This is a genomic window from Myceligenerans cantabricum (genome assembly GCF_054777735.1).
Map to the genome: position 1 here is coordinate 418,118 of NZ_BAAHAJ010000008.1, position 15,838 is coordinate 433,955.

Below are 15,838 nucleotides of genomic sequence, written 5' to 3' on the forward strand. Positions count from 1 at the left end.
GAAGAAACCCATGACCGAACGCGTCGTACTCGCCTACTCGGGCGGCCTGGACACCTCCGTCGCCATCGGCTGGATCGCCGAGGCCACCGGGGCCGAGGTGATCGCCATGGCGGCCGACGTCGGACAGGGCGGGGAGGACCTCAACGTCATCCGCAAGCGCGCGCTCGACTGCGGCGCCGTCGAGGCGTACGTCGCCGACGCGCGCGAGGAGTTCGCCACCGAGTACTGCATGCCCGCGCTGCAGGCCAACGGCCTCTACCAGGACCGGTACCCGCTCGTGTCCGCGATCTCCCGGCCGCTCATCGTCAAGCACCTCGCCCGGGCCGCCCGCAAGTTCGGCGCCACCACCGTGGCGCACGGCTGTACCGGCAAGGGCAACGACCAGGTGCGCTTCGAGGTCGCCACGACCTCCCTCGCGCCGGACCTGAAGACGATCGCGCCCGTCCGTGACCTCGCCCTCACCCGCGAGAAGGCGATCGACTACGCCGAGAAGCACGACCTGCCGATCGCCACCACGAAGAACAACCCGTTCTCCATCGACCAGAACATGTGGGGCCGGGCCGTCGAGACCGGGTTCCTCGAGGACATCTGGAACGAGCCCACCAAGGACGTGTACTCCTACACGGACGACCCGACGTTCCCGCCCGTCGCCGACGAGGTCACCATCACCTTCGCCCAGGGGCTCCCGGTCGCGATCGACGGCACGCCCGTCACGCCGCTGCAGGCGATCCAGGAGATGAACCGCCGCGCCGGCGCGCACGGCATCGGCCGGATCGACATGGTCGAGGACCGTCTCGTGGGCATCAAGTCCCGCGAGATCTACGAGGCACCCGGCGCCATGGCGCTGATCGCCGCCCACCAGGAGCTGGAGCACGTCACCGTCGAGCGCGAGCAGATGCGCTTCAAGCGGCAGGTCGAGCAGCGCTGGACCGAGCTCGTGTACGACGGCATGTGGTTCAGCCCGCTGAAGAAGTCCCTCGACACGTTCATCCAGGACACGCAGAAGTACGTGACCGGCGACGTCCGCATGTCCCTGCACGGCGGCCGCGCCACCGTCACCGGACGCCGGTCCGACTCGTCGCTGTACGACTTCGGCCTCGCCACCTACGACGAGGGCGACACCTTCGACCAGTCGCACGCCAAGGGCTTCATCGAGATCTTCGGCCTCGCCGCCAAGCAGGCCGCCGCCCGCGACGAGAAGTTCGGCAACGGGGAGGACCTCGGATGAGTGACGTCGCCCCTCCGGCCGACGACGCACCCGCCACCGGCCGGCCGGTCGCCCTGTGGGGCGGCCGGTTCTCCGGCGGCCCCGCCCCGGAGCTCGCCACCCTGTCCCGGTCGACCCACTTCGACTGGAAGCTCGCCGGCTACGACATCGCCGGTTCCCGGGCGCACGCCCGCGTGCTGCACGCCGCCGGGCTCCTGTCCGCCGGCGAGCTCGCCGGCATGGACGAGGCGCTCGACGCCCTGCTCGCCGACGTCGAGTCCGGCGTGTTCCTCCCCGCCCCCGACGACGAGGACGTGCACACCGCCCTCGAACGCGGCCTCATCGAGCGGGCGGGCCAGGACCTCGGCGGCAAGCTGCGCGCCGGCCGGTCCCGGAACGACCAGATCGCCACCCAGGTACGCATGTACCTGCGGGACCACGCCCGCGTGATCGCCGCCCAGGTGCTCGACCTCGTCGACGCGCTCATCGAGCAGTCCGTGGCGGCCGGCGAGGCCCCCATGCCCGGCCGTACCCACCTGCAGCACGCCCAGCCCGTGCTGCTGGCCCACCACCTGCTGGCGCACGCCTGGCCGCTGCTGCGCGACGTCGACCGGCTCATCGACTGGGACGTGCGCGCCGCCCGCTCCCCGTACGGGTCCGGTGCGCTCGCGGGCTCGTCGCTCGGGCTCGACCCGGCGGCCGTGGCCGCCGACCTCGGCTTCGACGGCCCGGTGGAGAACTCGATCGACGGCACCGCCGCGCGCGACGTCGTCGCCGAGTTCGCGTTCGTGTCCGCGATGATCGCCGTGGACCTGTCCCGGCTGTCCGAGGAGATCATCCTCTGGAACACGAAGGAGTTCGGGTTCGTGCGCCTGGACGACGCGTGGTCCACCGGGTCGAGCATCATGCCGCAGAAGAAGAACCCGGACATCGCCGAGCTCGCCCGCGGCAAGGCGGGCCGCGTGCTCGGCGACCTGACCGGCCTGCTGGCCACGCTCAAGGGCCTCCCGCTCGCCTACAACCGCGACCTGCAGGAGGACAAGGAGCCGGTCTTCGACCAGGTCGAGACGCTCACCGTCCTGCTGCCGGCGTTCACCGGCATGGTCTCCACCCTCACGTTCCACACCGACCGGATGGCCGACCTCGCCCCGCAGGGGTTCGCGCTGGCCACCGACATCGCGGAGTGGCTCGTGCGACAGGGCGTCCCGTTCCGGGTCGCGCACGAGGTCGCTGGAGCCTGCGTCCGGGAGTGCGAGGGCCGCGGCATCGAGCTGTGGGACCTGTCCGACGACGATCTCGCGAAGCTCTCGGAGCACCTCGCTCCGGAGGTCCGGACCGTGCTCACCGTCGAAGGCTCCCTCGCCTCGCGCGACGCCGTCGGCGGCACGGCCCCGGCCCGCGTCACCGAACAGATCGAGCAGGCCAAGGAACGCTCCACCGAGTTCCGCCTCTGGGCCCAGCCCCTGGACGAGCTCCCCGACCCGGCGGGCCTCCCGGCCGACGCATGACCGTCCCGCCCGGCGTCCTGGGATGCCTCCTGGACCGGATCCGGTCCGTCGACGCACGTCTGGTCTGCGTCGACGGACCGGCCGGATCCGGCAAGACGACGCTCGCGGCCCAGCTCGCGGACGCGCTCGAGGCCCCCGTCGTGCACCTGGACGACCTGTACGAGGGCTGGGAGGCCGGCCCCGGGGGCGGCGCGGAGAAGCTGCGCACGTGGGTGCTCGAACCCCTCACGGCGGGGGAGCGGGCCCGGTACCGGCGCTACGACTGGGACCGCGCGGCCTGGGCGGAGTGGCACGAGGTCCCGCCGTCGGCCCACCTCCTCGTCGAGGGCTGCGGCGCCGCCGCCCGTCAGGTCGACACCTTCCCCGGCGGCGTCCTGCGGGTCTGGGTCGAGGCCGACGACGACGAACGCCTCCGCCGCGGTCTCGCCCGCGACGGCGAGGCGGCCCGCGAGCACTGGCTGCGCTGGATGAGGGACGAGGCCGAGCACTTCGCCCGGGAGCAGACCCGCTCCCGGGCCGACCTGCGCCTGGACGGCTTCGGCACGCCTCTCGCCGACTGAACCCTGCGAGCCCGCGGCTCGCCACGCCCACAACACCTAGATCAACAATGCCTTGCTCTGCTAGGGTTCCAACCCCTAGCAGTCCTAGGCATCGGAGATCTGAGTGCACATCGACAAGGACCTGGTCGCCGCATCGGCGACCCCGCTCGTCCTCGGCATCCTCGCCGACGGCGAGTCCTACGGGTACGCGATCCTCAAACGCGTCACCGAGCTGTCCGGCGGCCGCATGCGGTGGACCGACGGCATGCTCTACCCCCTCCTGCACCGCCTCGAGCGGCAGGACCTCATCGAGGCGTCCTGGGGGACCGCCGACAACGGCCGCCGCCGCAAGCACTACGCCATCACCCAGGCAGGCCGCGACGCGCTCGCCGAGCGCCAGGAACAGTGGAGCGTCGTCGCCGACGCGCTCAAGCAGGTGTGGCAGGACCTGTCCGACGGCGTGACCGGGCACCCCGGCCTCGCCGGCCCCCGGACCGCGGAAGGGTGGGCATGATGAACGACACCCCCCAGCACGCCCCCGCCCGCAGCGGCCTCGAGGACCAGATCGACCAGTGGCGCGGCTTCGTCCGCCGCCGCCGCGCCATCGTCTCGCCCGACGTCGAGGAGATGGAGGACCACCTGCGCGAACAGGTCACCGACCTCAACGCGGGCGGCCTCGACGACGACGAGGCGTTCCTCGTCGCCGTCAAGCGCATGGGCAACCTCGACGACGTCTCCCGGGAGTTCGCCCGCGAGCACTCCGACCGACTCTGGAAGCAGCTCGTGCTCCTGCCGGACGACCCCTCCGACGACGGCACCCCCTCCCGGTTCGGCCGGTTCCGCGAGCTCGGCCTGCTCCTGTCCCTGGCCATCGGTGCCGGCATCGCGCTGAAGCTCCTGCTCACCGGCGTCGAGGACGAAACGATCCTGCTCCTGAACGGGCCGTTCGTCGTCCTGCCGTTCCTCGCCGGCTACTTCGCCTGGAAGCGCACCCTCCCGCTGCCCACCGCCGCGGTCCTGGTCGCCGCCGCCGGCGCGCTCGCCCTGGCCGTCAACCTCTACCCGTTCGACCTCGGCGACCCGAACGACCCGTACCCCGAACCGGGCATGACCGCCATGCTCGCCGCCCTGCACGCCCCCATCGTGCTGTGGCTGCTGGTCGGCGTCGTCTACGCGGGCGGCTCCTGGCGGTCCGACGCCCGCCGCATGGACTACGTCCGCTTCACCGGCGAGCTCCTCGTCTACCTCGCGCTCATCCAGCTCGGCGGCATGCTCCTGATCGGCCTCACGTTCGGCGTGCTCGGCCTCGTCGGCGTCAACTTCGACCCCTTCGTGGAGCACTGGCTCCTGCCGTTCGCCCTCCCCGGCGCCCTCCTGGTCGCCGCCTGGCTCGTCGAGGCGAAGAAGAGCGTCGTGGAGAACATCGCACCCGTCCTCGCCCGCGTCTTCACACCGCTCGCGGCCCTCATGCTCGTCGCCATGCTCGTCGCCCTCGTGGCCGGCGACCCCTTCGACTCCGTCGACCGCGAGCTGCTCATCCTCATGGACGCCGTGCTGCTGCTGGTGCTGTTTCTCCTGCTCTACTCGATCTCCGCCCGCGACCCGCTCGCCCCGCCCGGCATCTTCGACTGGCTCCAGCTCGTGCTCGTCGCAGCGGCGCTCGCCGTCGACGCCGTCGCCCTGACCGCGATGCTGGTGCGCATCGCGGAGTTCGGGTTCACCGCGAACAAGGTCGCGGCCCTGGGCCTGAACCTCATCCTGCTGGTGCACCTGGCCTGGGCGGGCCGCCTCACCCTCGGCTTCGTCCGCGGCAGCAGGACCTTCGCGGCCACGGAACGCTGGCAGACGCGCTACCTGCCGGTCTACGGCCTCTGGGCGGCGGTCGTCGTGCTGGCCTTCCCTCCGCTGTTCGGTTTCGCCTGACGCGTCCCCGGCGGCACGGCGCCGCGCGAGAGAATCCTCTCTGTGCGTGACTTCTTCGACCGGCCCGTGCTCGACGTCGCCCGGGACCTGCTCGGGGCGCGACTCACCGTCCGCGCCCCGAGCGGTGCCGTCACCGTGCGGCTCACCGAGGTCGAGGCCTACGACGGCGCGGCCGACCCCGGCTCCCACGCCTACCGCGGCCGCACCGTCCGCAACGGCACGATGTTCGGCCCGCCCGGCCACCTGTACGTGTACCGCCACCTGGGCCTGCACCACTGCGCCAACCTGGTGTGCGGCCCGGAGGGGAAGCCGTCCGGCGTGCTCCTGCGCGCGGCCGAGGTGACCCGCGGCGCCGGCCTCGCCCGCGAGCGCCGCACGGCCCGGGGTGTCGCCCGCACCGACACCGACCTTGCTCGCGGCCCGGCCCGTCTCACGGTCGCGCTGGGCATCGACGGGTCCGACGACGGCAGCGACGTCACCCTGCCCGGAGGCCGCGTCACCGTCGAGCTGCGCGGTGGCCCGTCGTCGGACACGGTCCGGACGGGCCCGCGGGTCGGTGTCTCCGGCGACGGCGGCCGTGGGGACCGGTACCCGTGGCGCTTCTGGCTCGACGGCGAGCCGACGGTGAGTGACTACCGTGCCGCTCGTTGAGAGTTCATGACGCCGTCGCACCTGGTACACGGCGATTTAGGCTGCTTCCTCTTGGCTCGCTGGCATGAGGACCACGAGGCGACCTGTACTCACGCGGACGGGGGTGGTCGTCGCGGCCGCCGCGCTCCTGCTGCCCGTCGCGACCGCGGCCCACGCGGGCACGCCGAGCGGCCACGGCGGTCCGGGCGGCGGCCACGGCAGGCCGGGCGCGACGAAGACCTTCCTGGCGCCCACGCTCGCGGGCCGGGCCACGCTCCCGGCCGACCACCTGGCCGACGGACCGCCGTCCGGCGCCGCGGCCGGCGCGGCGAACGGCCGCCAGGGCCCGTGGGACGGCCAGGTGATCCCCGGCTTCTCCGCGATGATCGACAACGGGGACGGCACCTTCTGGGCCCAGCCGGACAACGGGTTCGGCTCGAAGGCCAACTCGTCCGACTTCCTGCTGCGCAGCTACCTGGTGCGGCCGGACTGGGACACGGGGCCCGACGGCGCGGGCACCGGAGAGATCGAGGTGCTGGACCACATCTCCTACAACGACGCGCGCGAGGTCCTGGACTTCGAGATCGTCGCCGAGGGCACCCGGGACCGCCTGCTCACCGGCGCGGACCTCGACATCGAGTCCGTGGTCCGCGCCGCGGACGGCACCCTCTGGGTGGGTGAGGAGTTCGGCCCGTTCCTGCTGCACTTCGCCGCGGACGGCACGCTGCTGGAGCCGCCCGTCGAGTTTCCGGGCGGACGCTCTCCGCAGAGCCCGTACCTGGAGGACGGCGAGGCGCCGAACGTCCCCGCGTCGCGCGGCTTCGAGGCGATGACGGCCGGCAAGCACGGCCGCTACCTCTACCCGGTGGTCGAGGGCGCCCTGGTGGACGACGACGAGCCGCGCCGTCGCTGGATCCACCAGTTCGACACCCGCACCGGCGAGTACACCGGCCGCCGCTGGGCGTACGAGACGGACCGTGAGGCCGACGTGATCGGCGACTCCTTCATGACGGGGAGGCACACGATGCTCGTCGTCGAGCGCGACGACTTCCAGGGTGCCGAGTCGGTCGTCAAGCGTGTCTACGAGATCGACCTGCGCCGGTCCGACGCCGAGGGCTTCGTGCGCAAGGAGCTCGTGCTGGACGCGCTGAAGGTGGCCAACCCGCGTGGCATCGACGCCGGCGAGGGGTACGGGCTGGGCGAGACGTTCAGCCTCCCGGTGCAGTCGTTCGAGACGGTCCTGTTCGTCGACGACGACACCCTGCTGATCGGCAACGACAACAACTACCCGTTCAACGACTCGCGCGTGGCGGGCGAGCCGGACGACACCGAGATGGTGCTCGTGGACCTGGAGCGCCGGCGTGTCGGGGGCGACGACGTCACCGTCGTCGGGCACCGCGGGGCGTCGGGCTACCGGCCGGAGCACACGCTCGCGTCCTACGAGCAGGCGATCCTGCGATGCGCGGACTACATCGAGCCGGACCTCGTCGCGACGTCCGACGGCGTGCTGGTGGCCCGCCACGAGAACGAGATCGGCGGTACCACCGACGTCGCGGACCACCCCGAGCTCGCCGACCGGCGCACCACCAAGGTGATCGACGGCCGCGAGGTCACGGGCTGGTTCACGGAGGACCTCACGCTCGCCGAGCTGCGCACGCTCCGCGCCACGGAGCGCCTGCCGCGGGACCGCCCGGGCAGCACGGCCTTCGACGGCCTGTACCAGGTCCCGACGTTCGACGAGGTGCTCGACCTGGCCCGCAACAGCCGCACCTGCGACGGCGCCCCGGTGGGCGTGTACCCGGAGACGAAGCACCCCACGTACTTCGACTCCGTGGGCCTGTCCCTCGAGGAGCCCCTGTTGGCCGGGCTGCGCCGCAACGGCTTCGCGCACGCGGGCGCCCCGGTCGTCGTCCAGTCGTTCGAGGTCGGGAACCTGATCGAGCTGTCCGGCATGTCCGACGTCCCGCTCGCGCAGCTCGTCGCCGACTCGGGCGCCCCGTACGACCTGGCCGCCGGTGGCGACGACCGCACCTACGCGGACCTGGTCACCCCGGAGGGCCTCGCGGACGTCGCCGAGTACGCCGACGGCATCGGCGCCGCCAAGGCCGTCCTGATCCCGCGGGACGACGAGGGCCGCCTCGCCGCGCCGACGCCGGTGATCGCCGACGCCCACGCCGCCGGGCTCGACGTGCACGGCTGGACGTTCCGCGCGGAGAACCAGTTCCTGCCCACGGACCTGCGCTCGTCCGACGACCCGACCGAGCACGGCGACCTGGCCGCCGAGATCGGCGCCTTCCTCGACGCCGGCATGGACGGCTTCTTCACGGACCACCCGGACCTGGGCGCCGCCGCGGTGGGCTGACCCGCCACCCCGGGTGGGCCACCACCCGCCCGGGGCTAGGTCGTCCCCGGGGCGACCTCCTGCACGAGCTCCCGTCGCGCCGCCGTGAGCAGCGCGTCCGCGACGGCGTCGAGCGTGGTGGAGCGCAGCCGCCACTGCTGCAGGTGCAGGCGCACGTCCACCGACGGCGCGTCCGGGTCCAGGGGGACGACGTCGTCGTCCCGCAGCACGGGCCCGGACCGCAGGTCCTGCACCATGCCCCAGCCCATCCCGAGGCGGATCGCCTGCAGGTACTCCGGCGTGCTGGGGACGTAGGTGCGCGGGGGAGCGGGGACGGCCGTGCCGGTGCGGGCTGCGTGCTCGCGCAGCCACCGGTCCTGCAGGTCGTCGTGCCGGTTGAACACGAGCATCGGAGCGCCCGACAACGCGTCGGCCGTCACGCCGTCCGAGAACCAGCGCCGCATCACCTCGCGCGTCGCCATCGCCCGGTACGGCATCACGCCGAGCGGCCGCGACGTGCAGCCCTGCACCGGCTCGGCCTGGGCGGTGATCGCCGCCATGACGAGCCCCTGCGGCAGCAGGTCGACCGTGCGCTCCTGGTCCTCGCGGAAGATGTCCAGCACCACGCCCGGCACCCGCGCCAGCGCGGGCATCACCCAGGTGGCGAGGGAGTCCGAGTTGACCGCGACCGGCACGCTGACGGGCCGGGGCGCGACCCGGGCGGCGGGGGTGGGGCCGGCCCCTTCCCGGGCGGGCGCCACCTGGTCCGGAGCGGGTCCCAGACCGGCAGCGTGCAGCTCGGCCGCCGCCTCGGCGGCGAGCAGGCCCGTCTGCCGGGCCAGCCGCAGCAGCGTCTCGCCGGGCTCGGTCGGCGTCACCGGTCGCGCCCGCCGCACCAGCACCCCGCCCGCGGCGTTCTCCAGGGCGCGGATGCGCTGGCTCACCGCCGACGGCGTCACGTGCAGCGCCCGGGCCGCGCCGTCGAACGACCCCTCGCCGACGACGGCGGCCAGCGCCTCGAGCTGTGCGGAATCCCAGCGCATGACCTCGATCCTAAGCGTTGCTACACCAGGTGCAGAAACATTCGCTGGACTTCATCGCGTGCTCGCGGTCTGCTGGGCACCATGACCACAGCACTCCTGGCCGGACTCGGGTTCGGCCTCTCGCTCATCGTCGCCGTGGGCCCGCAGAACGCGTACGTCCTGCGCCAGGGCGCGCTGCGCGACCGCGTCGGGCTCGTCATCGTGCTGTGCGCGACGTCCGACATGCTGCTGATCGCCGCTGGGGTCGGCGGCATGGGCGGCGCGATCCAGGCCGTCCCGTGGCTGGTCGAGGTCATGCGCTGGCTCGGCGCCGCCGTCGTCCTCGGCTACGGGCTGCTGGCCGCCGTCCGGGCGCTGCGCGGCACGGAAGCCCTCACCCTGCCCGACGACGACGCGCAGCCCCCCGCGAGCCCCGGACCGGCGCCCGCCACGGCGTCGCAGGCCACCACCGTCCGGACGCGGTCCACCAGCCGCCGGCTCGCCGTCACCGGCACCACGCTGGCCCTGACCTGGCTGAACCCCCACGTGTACCTCGACACGCTCGTCCTCATGGGCGGCGTCGGCTCCACCTACGGCGACCTGCGCTGGTGGTTCGCGGCCGGCGCGATCGCCGCCAGCTGGGCCTGGTTCGCCGCGATCGGCCTCGGCGCGGCCCGCCTGTCCCACGTGCTCGCCCGCCCGGCCGCCTGGCGCGTCCTCGACGGCGCGATCGCCGTCATCATGCTCACCGTCGCCGCCGGTCTCGTCCTCGGCACCTGACCACGGCCTGTCGCCCCGTGGAGGCCGGTACCTGGGCGCCGGCACCCGGGCGCCGTCAGGCAGACTATGTACGCGCGGTCCGCCCGGGCCGCGCGAACGCGATCAAGGAGCAAGAAGTGACCGACGTGCTCGACGAGCTGCACTGGCGAGGCCTGGTATCGCACGTCACCGACGAGGCCGCGCTGCGAGCTGCGCTGTCCGAGGGGCCGGTCGCCTACTACGTGGGCTTCGATCCCACGGCCCCGAGCCTGCACATCGGCAACCTCGTGCAGATCCTCACCGCCCGGCGCCTGCAGGACGCCGGGCACCGGGCCCACCTGCTCGTCGGCGGCGCCACCGGCCTCATCGGCGACCCCCGGGACTCCGGGGAACGCACCCTCAACTCGCCCGACGTCGTCGCCGGCTGGGTCGACAAGATCCGCTCGCAGATCGAGCCGTTCCTCGACTTCGACGGCGACGACGGCGCCACCATGGTGAACAACCTGGACTGGACCGCGCCGATGACCGCCATCGAGCTCCTGCGGGACATCGGCAAGCACTTCCGGATGGGCACCATGCTGTCCAAGGAGATCGTCGCGCGGCGCCTGGGCTCCGAGGAGGGCATCAGCTACACCGAGTTCAGCTACCAGGTGCTGCAGGGCCTGGACTTCCGCGAGCTGTACCAGCGGCACGGGGTCACGCTCCAGCTCGGCGGCAGCGACCAGTGGGGCAACCTGCTGGCCGGCGTGGAGCTCCTGCGCAAGGCGGAGGGCGTCGCGGCCCACGCGTTGACGACGCCGCTGATCACCAAGGCGGACGGCACCAAGTTCGGCAAGTCCGAGGGCGGTTCCGTCTGGCTCGACCCGGAGATGACCAGCCCGTACGCCTTCTACCAGTTCTGGCTCAACCAGGCCGACGCCGACGTCGTGAACTACCTCAGGGTGTTCACGTTCCGGTCCCGGGAAGAGATCGAGGCGCTGGAGGCGGAGGTGGCGGAGCGGCCGTTCAAGCGCGAGGCGCAGAAGACGCTCGCGAGCGACGTCACCACCCTGGTGCACGGGAAGGCCGCGACCGACGCCGTGATCGAGGCCAGCCAGGCGCTGTTCGGACGGGGCGAGCTGGCGGGCCTGGACGAGCGGACGCTCGCAGGCGCCGTGGCCGAGCTGCCCCGTGTCACCGCGAAGGCCGGAGACCTGGTCACCGACCTGCTCGCGGGCTCGGGGGTCGTCGCCTCCAAGGGTGAGGCGCGCCGCGCGGTGAAGGAGGGTGGTGCGTACGTGAACAACGTCAAGATCACCGCCGAGGACCAGGCGCTGGCGGCCGAGGACCTCCTGTACGGCAGGTACGCCGTGCTGCGCCGCGGCAAGAAGACCCTGGCGGTCGCCGCCGCGGAGTGACGGCCGCTCGTGGCGGGCCGGCGACGGTCCGCCACGAGCGGCCGTGTCAGCCGTCCTGCGCGAGCCTCGAGAGCTCGTCGAGGCTCGCGCGCTGGAGGGTGGCGAGGTCACGGGTCTCCCCGGGGGCGACCCAGCGCTCGAAGGCCGCGGCGAAGACGGAGGCGACCAGGTCGCCCGCGAGCCGTGCGGACAGGTCCGCGATCCCCCGGGCGGCCATCGCCTCGGTCACCGCGCGCGAGAGCGCGGCCATCTTGAGCAGCTCGCGCTCCCGCAGGGCGCGGTTGGCGGTGATGATCGCGTTCCGGGCGCGGGGGTAGTCCTGACCGCGCGTCTCCTGCAGGGCCGCGGCCCCGGCGTCGAGCGCCCGCGCCGCGAGGCTCATGGCCGGCGTGTCGGCGGGAGCGTCGGTGACGGCCTCCACGAAGACGTGCTGCAGGTGCTCCTGACCGGCGAACAGCACCTCGCGCTTGTCGGCGAAGTGCCGGAAGAACGTCCGCTCGGTGACGCCGGCGCGCTCGGCGATCCCGGCGACGGTGGTCGCGTCGAAGCCCTTCTCGGTGAACAGGTCGATCGCTGCCTGCTGCAGGCGATCGGCCGAGCCCGGCTTCCAGCGTCCCATGTGCGGCATCGTAACCGGCCGGACTGTGATGACAGTCGCTGACATGAGTGCTAGCGTCATGATGTCAGCCTCTGACATCCCGGCCGGTGCACCCGCCGGCCCCCACCGCTCAGAGAGGGAAACCATCATGCGCGTCTTCGTCACCGGGGCCTCCGGGTTCATCGGCAGCGCTGTCGTCCCGGAACTCGTCTCCGCGGGGCACGACGTCGTCGGCCTCGCGCGCTCCGACCGCTCGGCCGCCGCCGTCGAACGCCTCGGGGCCACCGCCCGCCGCGGCGACCTCGACGACCTCCGCGGTCTTCGCGAGGCCGCCGACGCCGCCGACGGCGTCGTCCACCTCGCCAACAAGCACGACTGGGGGAACCTGCGGGCCATGGCCCAGGCCGAGCGGGACGCCGTCCAGGCCTTCAGCGAGGTGCTGTCCGGGTCGGACCGGCCGTTCGTGCTCGCCTCCGGCGTCGCCGGCCTCGCGCGGGACCGGCCCTCGACCGAGCGCGACCCCAGCCCCGACACCGGGCTGGACTCGCCCCGCGGCGGCGCCGAGAACCTCGCGCTCGGCTATGCCGAGCGCGGCGTACGGGTCGTCAGCGCCCGGTTCGCGCCGAGCGTGCACGCCGCGGGCGACCACGGCTTCGTGGCGATCATCGCCGCCGCCTACCAGCGGCGGGGCACGGCCGCGTACCCCGGCGACGGCCGGAACCGCTGGCCCGCCGTGCACCGGTCCGACGCCGCCCGCCTGGTGCGGCTCGGCCTGGAGAGCGCGCCCGCCGGATCGGTCCTGCACGCCGTTGATGAGGAGGGCGTGCTGGTGCGGGACATCGCCGAGGCGCTGGCGAGCCGCCTCGGGCTGCCGACGGAGTCCGTCACGGCCGAACGGCTCGCCGAGGAGATCCCGTTCGTCGGGGGATTCCTCGGTGCCGACATCCCCGCCGCGAACGAGCTCACGCGCGAGCTCCTCGGTTGGAAGCCGGAGGGCCCGACGCTCCTCGACGACATCGTGGCGGGTCACTACGACCCGAAGTAGCCATGCCTCGCCGTACGAGGCGCCAGTTCCTGCCCGAAATCGGGCAGGAACTGGCGCCTCGCGAGCTTCGGTGCCAGAGTCTTCGACATGGAGCCGCCTTCCGATCTCGTCGCCCACGTGGCGGCGACCACCGGACTGACCCCCGCCGAGGCGGGCCGCGTGATCGGCGACGTCGTCGCGTACTACGCCGAACCGGTGGAGGACCTGATCCGACGCCGGCACGCCGAGCTCAGGACCTACGGCGCGAAGAACCCCGAGATCTTCGCCCGGATCGCCGACGAGCTGTCGCGACGCGTCGTGGCGGCGCCGGAACTGAGCGAGCGCCAGCTGCGCCGCACGATCTACGGCTGAGACGGGCGAGCGGAAGGCGGCGCCGGCGGGCCGGACGCGGGCACCAGGCCCGGGTGCCGAACCGCCGGTCGTCCCGGAGACTGAAGAGACGTCAGGAGCAGAACCATGTGCGGAATCGTCGGATACGTCGGCGAGCAGCAGGCTGCGCCGCTGCTCACGGAGGGCCTCGCGCGCCTCGAGCATCGTGGGTACGACTCGGCCGGGGTCGCGGTCGTCGGCTCCAGGCTGCGCGTCGTCAAGCGCGCCGGCCGGGTCGACGACCTGGTCTCGGCCATGCCGAAGCGCCTCACCGGCCGCGTCGGGATCGGGCACACGCGGTGGGCCACCCACGGCCCGGCGTCGGACGCGAACGCCCACCCCCACGCCGACTCGGACGGGACGGTCGCGGTCGTGCACAACGGGATCCTCGACAACGCCGCCACCCTGCGCCGGCGCCTCGAGGACGCCGGGGTCGAGCTGGCCAGCGACACCGACACCGAGGTGATCGCGCACCTGGTGGGACGGTCCGGGGCGGAGACGCTCGAGGGCAAGGTGGTCGATGCGCTCGCGGTGGTCGAGGGCACGTACGGGCTCGCCGTGGTGCACGCGGACTTCCCGGACCGCGTCGTCGTCGCGCGCAACGGCAGCCCGCTGCTCGTGGGCGTGGGGGAGAAGGAGATGTTCGTCGCCTCGGACCTGGCGGCGCTCGTCCGGCACACCACGACGGTCGCCCACCTGAACGACGGTGAGCTGGCGACGATCACGGCTGCGGGCTTCACGACGTTCCGGGCGGACCTGTCGCGCACCGAGACGGCCGCCCGGGAGATCGACGTCGACCCCAGCGCCTACGAGCACGGGGCGACCGGGAACGAGCCGCGGATGTACACCGAGATGCTCGAGCAGCCCGCGAGCGTGGAGCGGACCCTCCGCGGCCGGCTCGACGAGCGGTTCGGCACCGCGCACCTCGGCGGGCTAGGGATGGACGCGCGCGAGCTGCGCGCGGTGCAGCGCGTCAAGGTCCTGGGCTGTGGTTCCGCCTACTACGCGGGCCAGATGGGCGCGCAGCTGATCGAGGAGCTGGCCCGCGTGCCGGCCGACGCCGAGGCGGCGAGCGAGTTCCGCTATCGCGCCGCGGTGATCGACCCCGACACGCTGTACGTGGCTGTGAGCCAGTCCGGGGAGACGGTCGACACGCTGCTCGCCGTCGAGGAGATCCGGCGCAAGGGCGGTCGCGTGGTCGGGCTGGTGAACGTGGTCGGTTCGGCGATCGCGCGCGCGTGCGACGGCGGGATCTACCTGCACGCCGGGCCGGAGACGGCGGTCGCGTCCACCAAGGCCGTGACGACGATGTTCGTCGGGTTCGCGCTCCTCGCACTGCAGCTGGGCCGGGTGCGCGACCTGTCTGTGGCCCACGGCAAGCGGCTGGTCGCCGGCCTGCAGCGGCTGCCGGGGCAGATCCAGGAGGTGCTGGCCGGGGAGGACCGGCTGGTGGGCGTCGCCGCGTCGCTCGCCCAGGCGGAGAGCATGTTCTTCGTGGGCCGGGTGCGCGGGTACCCGGTCGCACGCGAGGGCGCCCAGAAGCTCAAGGAGATCAGCTACCGGCACGCCGAGGCATACCAGATGTCCGAGCTGAAGCACGGCCCGCTCGCACTGATCTCGCCGGACGTACCGACCGTGGCCATCGTGCCCGACGACGAGCTCACCGACCGCAACGTCGGCGCCCTGCACGAGATCGCGGCGCGCGGCGGCCCCCTCGTCGTGGTGACGCACGACGGCGTGGACCTGGGTGAGCTGGTCGCGGAACGGATCGACGTGCCACGCAACGAGCGGGAGCTGGATCCGCTGCTGCTCACCATCCCGTTGCAGATGGTGGCCTATCACGCGGCCCTGAAGCTGGGGCACGACGTCGACCGGCCGCGGAACCTGGCCAAGTCCGTGACGGTGGAATAGGGGCGGTTCACTGGCCCCGGCGCGCTCGCGGACGGGTCAACTGGCCGGTGACGGGGCGGCGTGCGCCGGACCATGTCGGCCGGAGTTGTGCGCCGGGCTCTGTGTGTGTAGTGTTCACGTCGTTCGCCCGGCAGGGAGATACGGACAGGAACCGCGGAGCACGCGGCTGGCCGGTCCCGGGGCGGAAACTCACTCAGGATTCAGCAGGAGCCTCGTGCGCCTCGAAGACTGGTGGGGCCCATCGATCTGCGGGTCGTGAGTTGTGCCCTGAACAGGGAACTTGCGCACGGGCTGCCAGGCTGGTAGGTTATGGAAGTTGTCTCTCGGGAGACACGGACAGCGTCACGAAAGTGGTGACGCCGGCCGGTTCCGAAGGCAGCCAATCCCCTTCAGATATCTCAGGAGTTGTCATTCCTGTGCTGCCTGAAATCGGGTGCCAGAAATCGTGGAATTCTGTACGGATTCCTTCGGCCGATGAGGCCGGAGCGGATTTGGAAAGGCCAACGAGAATCTGGTAAGTTTGACGAGTCGCCCTGAGCGGGCCGCCGGGATTTCGGTTGGTTCGGATGTGTGCGTCGGTTGTTTGAGA

Annotated in this window: 15 protein-coding genes; 12 read left to right on the forward strand and 3 right to left on the reverse strand. The window is 72.6% G+C overall.

What is annotated here, in order from left to right:
* Window positions 1-10 precede the first annotated feature (10 nt).
* The 7 genes from ACYU96_RS09085 (at window position 11) to ACYU96_RS09115 (ending at window position 8,169) form a co-directional block, all read left to right on the forward strand.
* Window positions 11-1,228: an argininosuccinate synthase gene (locus tag ACYU96_RS09085; protein ID WP_460751893.1), complete on the forward strand. Its 1,218-nt coding sequence runs from the start codon at window positions 11-13 to the stop codon at window positions 1,226-1,228.
* Window positions 1,225-2,715 carry an argininosuccinate lyase gene (gene argH, locus ACYU96_RS09090; RefSeq protein ID WP_460751896.1) on the forward strand — a complete coding sequence of 497 codons (1,491 nt, stop codon included), beginning with the start codon at window positions 1,225-1,227 and terminating at the stop codon, window positions 2,713-2,715. The genes ACYU96_RS09085 and argH overlap by 4 nt, the downstream gene beginning before the upstream one ends.
* Complete coding sequence (locus ACYU96_RS09095) at window positions 2,712-3,275, forward strand: AAA family ATPase (protein ID WP_460751898.1); 564 nt, start codon at window positions 2,712-2,714, stop codon at window positions 3,273-3,275. The genes argH and ACYU96_RS09095 overlap by 4 nt, the downstream gene beginning before the upstream one ends.
* A gap of 103 nt (window positions 3,276-3,378) precedes the next feature.
* Window positions 3,379-3,768 (forward strand): PadR family transcriptional regulator, encoded by a 390-nt coding sequence (locus tag ACYU96_RS09100; RefSeq protein ID WP_460751901.1) that lies wholly within the window; start codon window positions 3,379-3,381, stop codon window positions 3,766-3,768.
* On the forward strand, window positions 3,768-5,177 hold the full coding sequence (locus ACYU96_RS09105) for a permease prefix domain 1-containing protein (protein WP_460751903.1): 1,410 nt from the start codon (window positions 3,768-3,770) through the stop codon (window positions 5,175-5,177). The genes ACYU96_RS09100 and ACYU96_RS09105 overlap by 1 nt, the downstream gene beginning before the upstream one ends.
* A gap of 42 nt (window positions 5,178-5,219) precedes the next feature.
* Window positions 5,220-5,828 (forward strand): DNA-3-methyladenine glycosylase, encoded by a 609-nt coding sequence (locus tag ACYU96_RS09110; RefSeq protein ID WP_460751905.1) that lies wholly within the window; start codon window positions 5,220-5,222, stop codon window positions 5,826-5,828.
* A 64-nt stretch (window positions 5,829-5,892) separates the two neighbouring features.
* Complete coding sequence (locus tag ACYU96_RS09115; protein ID WP_460751908.1) at window positions 5,893-8,169, forward strand: esterase-like activity of phytase family protein; 2,277 nt, start codon at window positions 5,893-5,895, stop codon at window positions 8,167-8,169.
* Between the two features lie 35 nt (window positions 8,170-8,204).
* On the opposite strand, the gene ACYU96_RS09120 is transcribed toward ACYU96_RS09115, so the two are convergent.
* The gene (locus ACYU96_RS09120; protein WP_460751911.1) at window positions 8,205-9,191 is read right to left on the reverse strand and encodes an ArgP/LysG family DNA-binding transcriptional regulator; all 987 of its coding nucleotides are present in this window, start codon (window positions 9,189-9,191) and stop codon (window positions 8,205-8,207) included.
* 81 nt (window positions 9,192-9,272) lie between these two features.
* Here ACYU96_RS09120 and ACYU96_RS09125 point away from each other — a divergent pair, with 81 nt between their 5' ends.
* Both ACYU96_RS09125 and tyrS read left to right on the forward strand, forming a co-directional pair.
* Window positions 9,273-9,950, forward strand: coding sequence for a LysE/ArgO family amino acid transporter (locus ACYU96_RS09125; RefSeq protein ID WP_460751914.1), 678 nt, complete (start codon window positions 9,273-9,275; stop codon window positions 9,948-9,950).
* 116 nt (window positions 9,951-10,066) lie between these two features.
* Window positions 10,067-11,326: a tyrosine--tRNA ligase gene (gene tyrS, locus ACYU96_RS09130; RefSeq protein WP_460751916.1), complete on the forward strand. Its 1,260-nt coding sequence runs from the start codon at window positions 10,067-10,069 to the stop codon at window positions 11,324-11,326.
* A gap of 46 nt (window positions 11,327-11,372) precedes the next feature.
* On the opposite strand, the gene ACYU96_RS09135 is transcribed toward tyrS, so the two are convergent.
* Window positions 11,373-11,945: a TetR family transcriptional regulator gene (locus ACYU96_RS09135; protein ID WP_460751919.1), complete on the reverse strand. Its 573-nt coding sequence runs from the start codon at window positions 11,943-11,945 to the stop codon at window positions 11,373-11,375.
* A gap of 127 nt (window positions 11,946-12,072) precedes the next feature.
* On the opposite strand from ACYU96_RS09135, the gene ACYU96_RS09140 reads away from it, so the two are divergent.
* The 3 genes from ACYU96_RS09140 to glmS all read left to right on the forward strand — a co-directional run bounded on the left by ACYU96_RS09140 (window position 12,073) and on the right by glmS (window position 15,249).
* Window positions 12,073-12,969: an SDR family oxidoreductase gene (locus ACYU96_RS09140; protein ID WP_460751921.1), complete on the forward strand. Its 897-nt coding sequence runs from the start codon at window positions 12,073-12,075 to the stop codon at window positions 12,967-12,969.
* Window positions 12,970-13,056: 87 nt separating this feature from the next.
* On the forward strand, window positions 13,057-13,320 hold the full coding sequence (locus ACYU96_RS09145; RefSeq protein WP_460751923.1) for a hypothetical protein: 264 nt from the start codon (window positions 13,057-13,059) through the stop codon (window positions 13,318-13,320).
* 105 nt (window positions 13,321-13,425) lie between these two features.
* Window positions 13,426-15,249 (forward strand): glutamine--fructose-6-phosphate transaminase (isomerizing), encoded by a 1,824-nt coding sequence (gene glmS, locus ACYU96_RS09150; protein ID WP_460751926.1) that lies wholly within the window; start codon window positions 13,426-13,428, stop codon window positions 15,247-15,249.
* A 307-nt stretch (window positions 15,250-15,556) separates the two neighbouring features.
* Here the strand turns inward: glmS and ACYU96_RS09155 are convergent.
* Window positions 15,557-15,838, reverse strand: a 282-nt coding sequence (locus tag ACYU96_RS09155) for a hypothetical protein (protein ID WP_460751929.1), incomplete at its 5' end; no start/stop codon positions are given.

Bases quoted from the DNA above. Each gene is read 5' to 3' on its own strand.
- ACYU96_RS09105 (WP_460751903.1), top strand. From the start codon at position 3,768: ATGAACGACACCCCCCAGCACGCCCCCGCCCGCAGCGGCCTCGAGGAC.
- ACYU96_RS09120 (WP_460751911.1), bottom strand. From the start codon at position 9,191: ATGCGCTGGGATTCCGCACAGCTCGAGGCGCTGGCCGCCGTCGTCGGC.
- argH (WP_460751896.1), top strand. From the start codon at position 1,225: ATGAGTGACGTCGCCCCTCCGGCCGACGACGCACCCGCCACCGGCCGG.
- ACYU96_RS09125 (WP_460751914.1), top strand. From the start codon at position 9,273: ATGACCACAGCACTCCTGGCCGGACTCGGGTTCGGCCTCTCGCTCATC.
- ACYU96_RS09085 (WP_460751893.1), top strand. From the start codon at position 11: ATGACCGAACGCGTCGTACTCGCCTACTCGGGCGGCCTGGACACCTCC.
- ACYU96_RS09095 (WP_460751898.1), top strand. From the start codon at position 2,712: ATGACCGTCCCGCCCGGCGTCCTGGGATGCCTCCTGGACCGGATCCGG.
- ACYU96_RS09115 (WP_460751908.1), top strand. From the start codon at position 5,893: ATGAGGACCACGAGGCGACCTGTACTCACGCGGACGGGGGTGGTCGTC.
- ACYU96_RS09140 (WP_460751921.1), top strand. From the start codon at position 12,073: ATGCGCGTCTTCGTCACCGGGGCCTCCGGGTTCATCGGCAGCGCTGTC.
- ACYU96_RS09145 (WP_460751923.1), top strand. From the start codon at position 13,057: ATGGAGCCGCCTTCCGATCTCGTCGCCCACGTGGCGGCGACCACCGGA.
- ACYU96_RS09135 (WP_460751919.1), bottom strand. From the start codon at position 11,945: ATGGGACGCTGGAAGCCGGGCTCGGCCGATCGCCTGCAGCAGGCAGCG.
- glmS (WP_460751926.1), top strand. From the start codon at position 13,426: ATGTGCGGAATCGTCGGATACGTCGGCGAGCAGCAGGCTGCGCCGCTG.